Below are 12,141 nucleotides of genomic sequence, written 5' to 3' on the forward strand. Positions count from 1 at the left end.
CCCCATGGACGGAACCGTTCTGATCGCTGACGATGACCGCACCATCCGCACGGTGCTGACGCAGGCGCTGACGCGCGCGGGCTGTCGCGTCCATGCCACCGGCAGCCTGGCGCAGCTGTCGAAATGGGTCGAGGAGGGGCGCGGCGATCTGGTCATCACCGACGTGATGATGCCCGACGGCAACGGCATCGACCGCATCCCCGAGATCCGCGAGATGCGCCCCGACCTGCCGGTCATCGTGATCTCGGCCCAGAACACCATCGTCACCGCGATCCGCGCGACCGAGGCCGAGGCGTTCGAATATCTGCCCAAGCCCTTTGACCTGCCCGATCTGATGTCCAAGGCTGGTCAGGCCCTGTCGCGCCGCCCGCGCAAATCCGATCCCATCCCCGAACCGCTGGCCGCGCCGCGCGACACGGCCGATCCGGCCATGCCGCTGATCGGCCACGCGCCCGCCATGCAGGCGCTGTTCCGCATGGTCGCGCGGGTGCTGAACGCCGATCTGCCCGTCCTGATCGCAGGCGAGGCGGGCGTGGGCAAGACCACCATCGCCCGCAGCTTCCACGACCTGTCGGACCGGCGCGAACGGGGGCTTGCGATCCTGACCTCGGCCGATTCCGGGGACGAGGCCATCGCCCGCGCCACCGACCGCGCGCGCGGCGGCACCATCGTGATCGAGAACCCGGCGGGCTTCGACTCGGCCGCCCAAGCCCGGCTGATCGGGATGATCGAGGCGATGGAAAGCGGCCCCGACCGCGCCAGCGCGCCGCGCATCGTCGCCACGACCGGCCCGGACCCGCAGGCCGATGTGGCAGCGGGGCGGCTTCGGTCGGACCTCTATTACCGGCTGGCGGGGGTGACGATCAGCGTGCCGCCCCTGCGCGCGCGGGTCGATGACATCCTGCCGCTGGCCTCGCACCTGCTGGCGCGCGCGGCCTCGCAGGGTCTGCCTGAACGAAGCCTGTCGGACGAGGCCTCGGCCATGCTGCGCGCCCATCCCTTCCCGGGCAATGTGCGGGAGCTGGAAAACATGATGCGCCGTCTGGCGCTGACCGCGAACGGCCCGCAGATCAGCGCGACCGAGATGCGCGAGGCGCTGAGCCAGCAGACCGGCGCCCGCATGGCGCCCCCGCCCGCCAGCATCGCCGCGCCCATGGGCCATGCCGCCTTCGAGCCCGAGCAGACCATCCCCATGCCCGCCGCCAATGCCCGCCTGTCGGATTCGGTCGAAGCGCATCTGCAGCGCTATTTCGACCTGCATGGCGACGCGCTGCCGCCTCCGGGTCTCTACGACCGCATCCTGCGCGAGATCGAGCGTCCGCTTCTGCAGGTCGCGCTGGATGCGACGGGTGGAAACCAGCTGCGCTGCGCCGATCTGCTGGGGATCAACCGCAATACGCTGCGCAAGAAACTGACCGAGCTGAATATCGAGGTGACACGGCGCCGCAAACTGATGTAAAACCGCCACAGGTCGCAGCGCATCGGTCACAACGACCCGCCGCGCCGCGTTGGAAAAGCCGCGACAGACGGCGGATGTGGGGGTCATGGCAGGGTCCGTATCAGGTCTCGGCTGGGACAATCTGGCTAGATTGCGCCTGCCGCGCGAATCCCGGAAGGTTCTGGGCTGGGTCATGCTGCTTGTCGGGCTGCTGCTGGGCGGCGCGACAATCGCGATGCTGGGCCCTCTGGGGCGGGGGCTGGACGGGCGGCTGATGCGCCTGGTCCTGCTGCTGGACCTGGCCTATCTGATCCTGCTGACCGGTTTCGTGATGGCGCGAATGGCGCGGCTGATCCTGGCGCGTCGCACGAATGCGCCGGCCTCGCGGCTGCACGGGCGGCTGGTCGCGATCTTCGCGGGTCTGGCCCTGGTGCCCACCGTTCTGGTGGCGCTGTTCGCGGGCGTTCTGGTCAATATCGGGCTCGAGGGCTGGTTCTCGGAGCGGGTGCAGCAGGTCGTGACAACCTCGCAGGCCGCGGCCGAGGCCTATCAGGACGAACACCGCCGCGACCTCTCCGAGGATGCGCGCGCCCTGGCCGGCATCCTGACCCAGGCCGCGCGCGCCAATCCGCTGATCGAGGATGCCGAGATCCGGCAGCTTCTGGTGCAGGGTCAGGCCCTGATCCAGCGCGGCCTGCGCGAGGCCTATATCATCAGCGGCGCGGGCGAGATCCGCGCGCGGGGCGACCGCAGCTATCTGTTCTGGTATGAAGAGCCCTCGACCGCGCAGCTGGATCAGGCGCAGGCCGAAGGGCTGGTCCTGATCGAGGATTGGGCGAATGACGAGTTCCGCGCGCTGGTCGCGCTGCCACCGCTGGCGGACCGTTATCTGTATGTGACGCGCGATGTCGATGGCAGCCTGCTGGGGCTTCTGGACGATACCCGCGCCACGGTTGGCAATTACCGCCAGTTGGAAGAGATGCGCGCCCGCGTGCTGTTCGAGTTCTCGCTGGTCTATCTGGGTTTCGCGCTGCTTCTGGTCTCGGCCGCTATCTGGCTGGGCCTGTGGTTCGCAAGCCGGCTGTCGCGGCCCATCGGCCTGCTGGCGCAGGCGACCGAGCGGGTAGGGCAGGGCGATCTGGACGTGCAGGTCCCCGAGCCGCATACCGGCGACGAGATCCAGACCCTGGGCATGGCCTTCAACCGCATGACGCGCCAGCTCAAGGCGCAGCGCGACGAACTGGTCGAAAGCTACCGCCTGTCGGACGAGCAGCGGCGGCTGTTCGACAACGTGCTGGGCTCGGTCACGTCGGGCGTGATCGGTCTGGACGCCGCCGGAGAGATCGACTTCGTCAACCGCTCGGCCAGCCGCCTGCTCGGTCTGGACCCCCGGCGTGACATCGACGCGCTGCTGTCCGAGGCTGTGCCGGAATTCGCGGCCCTGTTCGACCGGCTGTCGGCCTCTGTCGCGGAAACGGTGCAGGACGAGGTGCGCCTGACCCGTCAGGGCCGCATCGAAAGCCTGCTGGTCCGCATGGCGGTGCGGCGTGGCGGCGATGGCGCGCTGGAGGGATACGTGGTCGCCTTCGACGACGTGACCGAACTGGTCAGCGCGCAGCGCATGGCGGCTTGGGGCGACGTCGCCCGCCGCGTGGCGCATGAGATCAAGAACCCGCTGACCCCGATCCAGCTGTCTGCCGAGCGCCTGCGCCGCAAGTTCGGCCCCTTGGCGGCCGAGGGCGACCGCGCGGCGCTGGACCAGTATACCGACGTGATCATCCGCCAGACCAACGACCTGCGGCGCATCGTGGACGAGTTCAGCCGCTTTGCCCGGATGCCCGAACCCGACCGCGCCGAGACCGACATTGCGGCCCTGCTGCGCGAGGTGACGCTGTTGCAGCAGGACGCGCTGCACGGCGCCCTGCGGACCGAGATCCCCGAGACGCCGGTGATCGTCGATGCCGATGCCGGGATGCTGCGGCAGGCGCTGACGAACCTGCTGAAGAACGCGGGCGAGGCGGTCGAGGAGTGCCTGACGCGGCCCGGCTATCAGCCGTTGATCCGCGTCACGCTGGAGGCCGCCCCCGAGGCCGTCTGCATTCGCATCATCGACAACGGCCCCGGCCTGCCCGCCGACCGCTCGCGCCTGTTCGAGCCCTATGTGACGCTGAAAAGCACGGGGACGGGCCTTGGCCTGCCCATCGTCAAGAAGATCGTCGAGGAACATGGCGGCAGCCTGTCCCTGACCGACGCGCCCGGAGGCCCCGAAGGCGGGGGAACCGGCGCCATGGCCGAAATCCGGCTGCCGCGCGAACGCCATCCGGTGCGCGCGGCCAAGACCAAGAGCAGAGAGAAGGACGAGGCGACATCATGAGCGACATCCTGATCGTCGATGACGAACGCGACATCCGCGAACTGATCGCGGATATCCTGAAGGACGAGGGGTTCGAGACGCGGCTGGCGGCCAATTCCGACGAGGCCGTCGCCGCGCTGAACGACCGCGAGCCCGCGCTGATGGTGCTGGACATCTGGCTCAAGGACAGCCGGATGGACGGCATCGACATCCTGAAACAGGTCAAGCGCAACAATCCCGACGTGCCGGTCATCATCATCTCGGGGCACGGCAATATCGAGATCGCCGTCGCGGCGATCAAGCAGGGTGCCTATGACTTCATCGAGAAGCCCTTCAACATCGACCAGCTGATGGTCGTGGTGAACCGCGCGATGGAGACCAGCCGCCTGCGCCGCGAGAACAGCTCGCTGCGGCGCGGCGGCGAACGTCTTGCCGAGATGCTGGGCCATTCCGCGCCCTTCCGCCGCCTGCGCGACGCGCTGGACAAGGTCGCGCGCTCGAACGGGCGGGTGCTTCTGTCGGGCGAGCCCGGCACCGGCAAGGAAATGGCCGCGCGCTATATCCATGCCCACAGCCCGCGCGCCGACGCGCCCTTCGTCACCGTGCCCTGCGCCACGATCGAGCCCGAGCGGATGGAAGAGGTCCTTTTCGGCCGCGAATCCGCCGAGCGCGGGATCGAGCCGGGTCTGCTGGAGCAGGCGCATGGCGGCGTGATCTATTTCGACGAGGTGGGCGACATGCCCCTCGGCACCCAGCCCAAGATCCTGCGGGTGCTGACCGAACAGCAATTCGTCCGGGCGGGCGGGGCGGACAAGGTGCGCGTCGATCTGCGGGTCCTGTCCTCGACCAATCGCGACCTGATGGCAGAGATCGCCGCCGGACGCTTCCGGCAGGAATTGTTCGACCGGCTGAACGTGGTGCCCATCGCGGTGCCCTCGCTGGCGGACCGGCGCGACGACATCGCCCTGCTGGCCCGCCACTTCATCGAGCAGTTCCACGCGCTGCAGGGCCTGACGCCCCGCGAACTGCCCGAGGATACCGTCGCCGCGCTGCAATCCATGCGCTGGCCGGGCAATATCCGCCAGCTTCGCAACGTGATCGAGCGCGTCCTGATCCTGGCCGAGGGGTCGGGCCCGATCCAGCCCTCGGAACTGGAACCGCAGGGCGCGACGCCCGACAACAGCGACGCGCTGAGCCTGGGCCCGCAGGTCACGGCGATGGCGCTCCGCGAGGCGCGCGAATTGTTCGAGCGCGAATACCTCGTCGCCCAGATCAACCGCTTCGGCGGCAATATCAGCCGCACGGCGCAATTCGTGGGCATGGAGCGCAGCGCGCTGCACCGCAAGCTGAAATCGCTTGGCGTGGTCGGCGGGATGCGCAGCGACGAGGACATGATGATGGGCAAGTGACCCCGCGCTTGCGCCTTGCCTGCGCCCGGCATAGGCAGGGGGCTTGCAAGGCGCCGACCCGGAAGGGGGCGCGGTTCGTGCGACACGAGGGCAGTCGATGAAGATCATCATTTGCGGTGCCGGGCAGGTCGGCTGGCAGATCGCGCGCCATCTTGCGGGCGAACGCAACGACGTGACGGTGATCGACAACAATGCCGATCTGATCCGCCGGGCGACCGACGCGCTGGACGTGCAGGGCGTCACGGGCTTTGCCAGCCATCCCGACGTCCTGGACCGCGCGGGCGCGCGCGACGCCGACCTGATCATCGCCGCGACCCATTCGGACGAGGTGAACATGGTCACCTGCCAGGTCGCGCATTCGGTCTTTCAGGTGCCGCGCAAGATCGCGCGGCTGCGCTCGGGCGCTTATCTCGACGCGATCTATTCCGACCTCTACCGGACCGAGCACCTGCCCATCGACGTGGTGATCAGCCCCGAACGAGAGGTCGCGCAGGCCGCACTGCAGCGCCTGTCCGCGCCCTCGACCTTTGATGTCGAGACCTTCCTCAAGGGGCGGGTGCATCTGCTGGGCATCGATCTCGAGGCCGATTGCCCGGCCCTGAACACGCCCCTGCGCCAGCTCTCAGAGCTTTTTTCCAGCCTGCGCGCCATCGTGGTGGGGGTGCGCCGCGAGGGGCGGCTTTTTGCGCCGGAACCGGGCGACCAGCTTTTCGCGGGCGACCAGATCTATGTGTTCGCCCATGTCGATGACGTGGCCCGCACGCTGGACATCTTCGGCAAGCCCGCCCGCAAGCAGGAGCGTCTGGTCATCATCGGCGCGGGCAATGTGGGTTTGGCCGTCGGCCGGGCGCTCGAGGCACGTCCCGACCGCATCCGCGCCAAGCTGATCGAGCGCGACCGCGCCCGCGCGGAATTCGCCGCCGACAGGCTGGAGCGGACCATCGTGCTGAACGGGGACGGCCTGTCGGTCGAATTGCTGGACGAGGCTTCGGTTTCTTCGGCCGATGCGGTTCTGGCCGTGACCGATGACGACAAGACGAACATCCTGGCCTCGATCCGGGCCAAGCAGGCCGGCGCACGCATGGCCATCGCGCTGGTCAACGACCCGACACTGGTGCCGCTGATGGGGGCGCTGGACATCGACGCCTATATCAACCCGCGTGCCACGACCGTCTCGACCATCCTGCGCCATATCCGGCATGGCCGGGTGCGCGATCTCTACTCCATCGGCGACGCCGAGGCCGAGGTGATGGAGGCGCAGGTCCTGTCCACATCTCCGATGGCGGGCCGCACGATCCGCGACATCGAATTTCCGGAAGGCGCGCTGATCGGGGCCGTGCAAAAGGGCGACCGCATCGTCATGCCCGCCGCCGATACCCGCATCGACGAGGGCGATCTGGTGCTGATCTTCGCCCTGACCGCCGATGTCCCCGAGGTCGAGCGCCTGCTTCAGGTCTCGATCGATTTCTTCTGAGGCGCGGGGGATGCGCGCGATCCTGATGCGCCTGCCGCTGCTGGTCCTGGTCTGCGGCCTTGCGGCGCTGATGATGTGGCTGCCTGCAGCCCATGCCTCGATCACGGGCCATGCGGCGATCGCCCGCAACTTCTTCTATGCCGGGCTTCTGATCCTGGTCTTCTGCTTCCTGATCGGGCTGGCCATGCAGGGGAACCGTCCGGATGGCCGCTCGCGCACGATGCTGCTGAACATGCTGGCGGTCTTTGCCGGGCTTCCGCTGATCCTTGCGCTGCCCTTCGCCGAAAGCCTGCCCGATACCGGCTGGTTCAACGCATGGTGGGAGATGGTCTCGGCGCTGACCACGACGGGGGCCTCGCTCTATTCGGCGGACCTGCTGCCCCAGCCGCTGCATCTGTGGCGGGCACTGGTGGGCTGGATGGGCGGCTTCTTCGTTCTGGTCGCCGCCGTGGCGATCCTTGCGCCGCTGCGCGTGGGCGGGTTCGAGATCATGACCAACCCGCAGGAAACCCGCCGCCTGGCCGATACCGGACAGGCGCTGCGTCGGGCCGAACGCGCGGGCCCGCAGATCGAATCCGCGCCCAACGACCCGCTGCTGCGCGTCCTGCGCGCGGCCGAGGCGGTGCTGCCGCCCTATGCGGGGCTGACGCTGGCGCTGTGGGTCGGGCTGCTGATGGCGGGCGATCCGTCCTTTCTGGCGCTGTGCCGCGCGCTTGGCACTCTGTCGACCTCGGGGATCTCGCCGGTTCTGGGGCCGGCGGGCGAGGCGTCGGGCTTCGGGGGCGAGGCGCTGGTCTTCCTGTTCCTTCTGCCCGCCCTGTCGCGGCGCTTCTGGCCGGGCGGCGGCACGCTGCGCGCCAGCGAAAGGCTGCGCGACGATCCCGAATTGCGGCTGGCGGCAGGGCTGGTCGCGCTGGTCACGGCGGTGCTGTTCCTGCGCCACTTCATCGGCGCGATCGAGGCCGGCCCGGACGGGCAGGAGCCGCTGGCGGGCATCGGGGCGGGCCTGCGCGCGCTGTGGGGCGTGGCCTTCAACGCGCTGAGCTACCTGACCACGACGGGCTGGAACTCGAATGACTGGCAGGGCGCGCGGGCATGGTCGGGGCTGACCGCGCCCGGGTTGATCCTGGCGGGGCTGGCGATGATGGGCGGCGGCGTGGCGACCACGGCAGGCGGCGTCAAGCTGTTGCGCGTCTATGCGCTGGCCCGGCACGGCGAACGCGAGATGCAGCGCATCATCCATCCCTCGGCGGTGGCGGGCGGCGGGCGGATCGCGCGCCATCTGCGCCGCGAGGGGGCCTATCTGGCCTTCATCTTCTTCATGCTGTTTGCCATCTCGATCGCGGTGGTGGTGGCGCTGGTCTCGATCCAGGCGGTCGAGTTCGAGACGGCGACGATCCTGTCGATCGCGGCGCTGACGAATACCGGCCCGCTGGCGGGCGCGATCCCGCTGACCCCGGTCTTCGAAGGCAGCGCCGGCATCGCCTCGGCCCCGTGGGAGGGGTGGTCGGGCCTGCCCGACATGACCAAGGCCATCCTTGCCGCCGCCATGATCATCGGCCGCATCGAGACGCTGGCGATCCTGGCCCTGTTCTCGCCCGAATTCTGGCGCCGGTGACAGGCGGTCGCGCCGCCTTGCATGACTGGGAACAACAGCTTAGACATCGTGTTGACAGGGACAGAACAAGACGGACGGCAAAGCAATGGCTGGCGACAAGCAGAATCTGCAGGATGCATTCCTGAACCACGTCCGCAAGGCGAAGGTGCCGGTCACGATCTTCCTGATCAATGGCGTCAAGCTGCAGGGCGTCATCACCTGGTTCGACAATTTCTGCGTGCTTCTGCGCCGCGACGGCCAGTCGCAGCTGGTCTACAAGCACGCCATCAGCACGATCATGCCGGGCCAGCCGATCACGCTTTATGAAGGCGACGACTGATTGGCGGAACTGACGGAAACGGCGGCCCGGCCGACGCGGGCCTATGTGATCCACCCCGACCTTGGCCGGGCGCGCACCCAGAGGCGCGAGCCCGAGCATGCGCTGACCGAGGCCGTGGCGCTGGCCCTGGCCCTGCCGGGGATCGAGATGGTCGGCTCGGAAGTCGCCAATCTGCGCGAGCCCAATCCCGGCAAGCTGTTCGGCAAGGGCAAGCTGGCCGAGATCGGCGAACGGCTCAAGGCGCTGGAGGTCGAACTGGTCCTGATCGACGGGCCGGTCACGCCCGTCCAGCAGCGCAACCTGGAAAAGGATTGGGGCGTCAAGCTTCTGGACCGGACCGGGCTGATCCTTGAAATCTTCGCCGACCGCGCCCGCACGCGCGAGGGCGTGCTTCAGGTCGAACTGGCGGCCCTGTCCTATCAGCGCACGCGGCTGGTCCGGGCCTGGACCCACCTGGAACGCCAGCGTGGCGGGCTTGGCTTCGTGGGCGGCCCCGGCGAGACGCAGATCGAGGCCGACCGCCGCGCCATCGACGAACAGATGACCCGCCTGCGCCGCCAGCTTGAGCGTGTCGTCAAGACCCGCAGCCTGCACCGCGCGGCCCGCGCCAAGGTTCCCTATCCCATCGTGGCGCTGGTGGGCTACACCAACGCCGGGAAATCGACCCTGTTCAACCGCCTGACCGGGGCCGAGGTCTTTGCCAAGGACATGCTGTTCGCCACGCTTGACCCGACAATGCGCGCGATCCGGCTGCCGGATGTGGCGGGTGGCGGTTCGGGGCGCAAGATCATCCTGTCCGACACGGTTGGCTTCATCAGCGACCTGCCCACCGAACTGGTCGCGGCCTTCCGCGCCACGCTGGAAGAGGTGCTGGAGGCCGACCTGATCCTGCATGTCCGCGACATCAGCCACCCCGAGACCGAGGAGCAGGCCGCCGACGTGGCCGAGATCCTCGACAATCTGGGCGTGGACGAGGATGTTGCCGCCATCGAGGTCTGGAACAAGATCGACGCGCTTGGCCCCGAGACCCGCGCCGCCCTGCGCCGCACCGATGCCCGGACCGAGGGTGTGCAGGCCGTCAGCGCCCTGTCTGGCGAGGGGCTGGACGACCTGATCGCCGCCATCGACCACGCGCTTGGCACGGTCCTGGACGACGAGCGCCTGCCCGAGACGCTGGTTCTGGACTTCGCCGATGGCCGCGCCCGCGCATGGTTGCACGAGGCGGGCGTCGTCGAACGCGAAGAGGCCGCCGAGGACGGGCTGCATCTGGACCTGCGCTGGACCGCGCGGCAGAAGGGCGCCTTTGCGGCCTTTACCGGCGCCGAGCGCGATGAGTACGAAGACGAGGATCAGGGCGCGGATCGTCGCCCCGGCGGCTGGCACCCCGCGGATTGAGGCGCAGGGCGCAGCCGCGCCCCGCAACCTTCAGACAGGCATCTCATACGCCCAGGGCGGGTTCGCGCCGGGCCGCGAGACGGTGATCGCGGCGGCCTGTGCGCCAAGGGTCAGCGCCGCGCGGATCTGGTCGGGGCTGATTGCCGCCAGCGCGTCTTTCGACAGCAATCCCTGCCGTTCCAGAGAGGCCAGCACGCCCGCATTGAACGTGTCGCCCGCGCCGATCGTGTCGGCCACTTCGGTCCGCACGGCGGGCGCGTCGACCGTCTCGCCGGACCAGAGCGCGCGCGCCCCGGCCTCGCCGCCCGTCTGAAGGACCAGCTTCGGCCCCGAGGCCAGGATGCGCCGCGCGCCCTCTTCGGGCGAGAGCTCGGGATAGAGCCATTCCAGATCATCCGCCGACATCTTGACGATATCCGCCATCGGCAGCAGCCGCGACAGGCGGGCGCGATAGGCGTCCGCGTCCTTGATGAAGAAGGGCCGGATATTGGGGTCGATCATCACCGGCAGGCGCGCGTGATGGGCGGCGACCAGCCCCTCGACCGTCGCGCCGCAGGGATCGGGGACGAGGCTGATCCCGCCCGCGAACAAGGCCGTGACGCTGTCGGGCAGGGGGGCGATATCCTCGGGTCGCAGCATCCGCCCCGCCGAGCCCTCATCATAGAACGAATAGCGCGCCTCGCCATGGGTCAGCGTCACCAGCGCCAGCGTCGTCAGGCGGTCGGTGCGCGGGCAGAGATCGGTGTTCACGCCCGCCTCGGCCAAGGGCGCCATGATCTGCGCGCCGAACGGGTCGGTGCTGATCGGCCACAGATAGCCCGTCTCGATGCCCAGACGGCCAAGCGCAATCGCCGTGTTGTAGACCGCGCCGCCGGCCAGCGGACGGAAGACACCGTCCTGCGGCACCATGTCGATCAGCGATTCGCCTGCACAAAGGATCATCGAAGCCCCCTATCCTGTCGGTCACTGGCTCAGATACAGGAAAGCCGCTAGCGCTACCAGCGCAACGGCGACGGCGGCACCGATTTTCCAGACCGACCAGGGCCGTTCGCCCATGACCTTGCCGGTCTGGCCGTTCACGACGAAACGGTAGCTCTTGCCGTTGTAGCGATAGGCGGCCGACCAGATCGGTAGCATGATATGCTTGAAGGTCTCGTTGGCGAAGCGGCTGTCCACGTGATCGACGCGCTGCTCGTCGCCGCCGATGGTCCGGCGCACGTCCTGATGGATGATCTGGGCCATCTGGCGGCGCGCGGCCTCGTGGCCGTCGGCCAGGGCGACGGTATAGCCCTCGGCCTCGAAGCCCGACAGGAAGGCCGGGTCATAATCCGCCAGCGACGACAGATCCCATGGCTTCATCGCCTCGGCAAAGCGGGGCGGCAAGGCGGTCGATGCCGGGATCAGCACGTCGTTGAACTGCCGCGCGACCTGGCCCGAGACGGGCGTCCAGCGGATGCGCCGTTCCTGCCGGCTGACCATCTGGCTCTTGCCGTTCACTGTCTGCATGCTCTGGACCGTGACGTAATAGGCGTCGCCCCGCTGACCCCGGTAGCTTGAGCTCGTATCGGAATCGAAGGTCCAGAAGGGCGAATAGACCCCGGTCAGCCGCCGGTCCTTGCGCGCATAGGCGGTCAGCGCGGACGGCGCGAACCACAGGCTGCCCAGCCAGCGTTTCATCGCGGCGCGGGCCTCGGCCTCGGTCAGGACGAAAGGCAGGACGCCCTGCGGCTTGATGCGTCGGGTGGGGCCGGTATCGGTGACGACCGGCGTCGCGCAGAACGGGCAGGCACTGGCATGGTGGCTGTCATCCAGATCGACCTGCGCGCCGCAATTGGGGCAGGACAGGGTCCGCACCGTCTGGGCGATGTCCTCGGCCCCGCGATAGAGGTCCAGCCCCTTTTCCAGCGGGATCTCCCGCAGGGCCAAGCCTTGCGCTCGCGGCCCCTCGGCCCATTGCAGGGCAGCCTCGTCGCTGCTGTCGTCGGATTGGCGGCCCGGCGCGCGGGCGGGGCCGGGGCCGATCTGCTGGCGGTGGCCGCACCAGTCGCAGACAAGGCTCTGCTGGCCGGGACGAAAGGCGAGGCTCGCCCCGCATTGTCCGCAGGGAAAGCGATGTTCGGCAGGGATCATCCGGG

At 68.7% G+C, this 12,141-nt stretch carries 9 protein-coding genes; 7 read left to right on the top strand and 2 right to left on the bottom strand.

Going from position 1 to position 12,141, the window contains the following annotated elements; genetic code table 11:
- Positions 1-4: 4 nt before the first annotated feature.
- The 7 genes from QAR72_RS02005 (at position 5) to hflX (ending at position 10,006) form a co-directional block, all read left to right on the top strand.
- Complete coding sequence (locus tag QAR72_RS02005; RefSeq protein ID WP_304615686.1) at positions 5-1,459, top strand: response regulator; 1,455 nt, start codon at positions 5-7, stop codon at positions 1,457-1,459.
- 85 nt (positions 1,460-1,544) lie between these two features.
- A complete protein-coding gene (locus QAR72_RS02010) occupies positions 1,545-3,812 on the top strand; it encodes a sensor histidine kinase NtrY-like (protein WP_304615687.1) in 2,268 nt (755 codons plus the stop codon).
- Positions 3,809-5,200 carry a nitrogen assimilation response regulator NtrX gene (gene ntrX, locus QAR72_RS02015; RefSeq protein ID WP_304615688.1) on the top strand — a complete coding sequence of 464 codons (1,392 nt, stop codon included), beginning with the start codon at positions 3,809-3,811 and terminating at the stop codon, positions 5,198-5,200. The genes QAR72_RS02010 and ntrX overlap by 4 nt, the downstream gene beginning before the upstream one ends.
- Before the next feature lie 97 nt (positions 5,201-5,297).
- Positions 5,298-6,674 (top strand): Trk system potassium transporter TrkA, encoded by a 1,377-nt coding sequence (trkA, locus tag QAR72_RS02020; protein WP_304615689.1) that lies wholly within the window; start codon positions 5,298-5,300, stop codon positions 6,672-6,674.
- A 10-nt stretch (positions 6,675-6,684) separates the two neighbouring features.
- Positions 6,685-8,292, top strand: a complete 1,608-nt coding sequence (locus QAR72_RS02025) for a TrkH family potassium uptake protein (protein WP_304615690.1) — start codon at positions 6,685-6,687, stop codon at positions 8,290-8,292.
- An 85-nt stretch (positions 8,293-8,377) separates the two neighbouring features.
- Positions 8,378-8,611, top strand: coding sequence for an RNA chaperone Hfq (hfq, locus tag QAR72_RS02030; protein ID WP_119885907.1), 234 nt, complete (start codon positions 8,378-8,380; stop codon positions 8,609-8,611).
- Complete coding sequence (hflX, locus tag QAR72_RS02035; protein ID WP_304615691.1) at positions 8,612-10,006, top strand: GTPase HflX; 1,395 nt, start codon at positions 8,612-8,614, stop codon at positions 10,004-10,006. It abuts the gene before it with no gap.
- Between the two features lie 30 nt (positions 10,007-10,036).
- On the opposite strand, the gene QAR72_RS02040 is transcribed toward hflX, so the two are convergent.
- On the bottom strand, positions 10,037-10,948 hold the full coding sequence (locus QAR72_RS02040; protein ID WP_304615692.1) for a carbohydrate kinase family protein: 912 nt from the start codon (positions 10,946-10,948) through the stop codon (positions 10,037-10,039).
- A gap of 21 nt (positions 10,949-10,969) precedes the next feature.
- The gene (locus QAR72_RS02045; RefSeq protein WP_304615693.1) at positions 10,970-12,136 is read right to left on the bottom strand and encodes a zinc ribbon domain-containing protein; all 1,167 of its coding nucleotides are present in this window, start codon (positions 12,134-12,136) and stop codon (positions 10,970-10,972) included.
- Positions 12,137-12,141: the final 5 nt, after the last annotated feature.

This window comes from Paracoccus sp. (in: a-proteobacteria) (assembly GCF_030604785.1).
GTDB lineage: Bacteria > Pseudomonadota > Alphaproteobacteria > Rhodobacterales > Rhodobacteraceae > Paracoccus.

Excerpts from the sequence above, each read along its gene's own strand:
- QAR72_RS02005 (WP_304615686.1), top strand. The coding sequence starts at position 5 with ATGGACGGAACCGTTCTGATCGCTGACGATGACCGCACCATCCGCACG.
- QAR72_RS02010 (WP_304615687.1), top strand. The coding sequence starts at position 1,545 with ATGGCAGGGTCCGTATCAGGTCTCGGCTGGGACAATCTGGCTAGATTG.
- ntrX (WP_304615688.1), top strand. The coding sequence starts at position 3,809 with ATGAGCGACATCCTGATCGTCGATGACGAACGCGACATCCGCGAACTG.
- trkA (WP_304615689.1), top strand. The coding sequence starts at position 5,298 with ATGAAGATCATCATTTGCGGTGCCGGGCAGGTCGGCTGGCAGATCGCG.
- QAR72_RS02025 (WP_304615690.1), top strand. The coding sequence starts at position 6,685 with ATGCGCGCGATCCTGATGCGCCTGCCGCTGCTGGTCCTGGTCTGCGGC.
- hfq (WP_119885907.1), top strand. The coding sequence starts at position 8,378 with ATGGCTGGCGACAAGCAGAATCTGCAGGATGCATTCCTGAACCACGTC.
- QAR72_RS02040 (WP_304615692.1), bottom strand. The coding sequence starts at position 10,948 with ATGATCCTTTGTGCAGGCGAATCGCTGATCGACATGGTGCCGCAGGAC.
- QAR72_RS02045 (WP_304615693.1), bottom strand. The coding sequence starts at position 12,136 with ATGATCCCTGCCGAACATCGCTTTCCCTGCGGACAATGCGGGGCGAGC.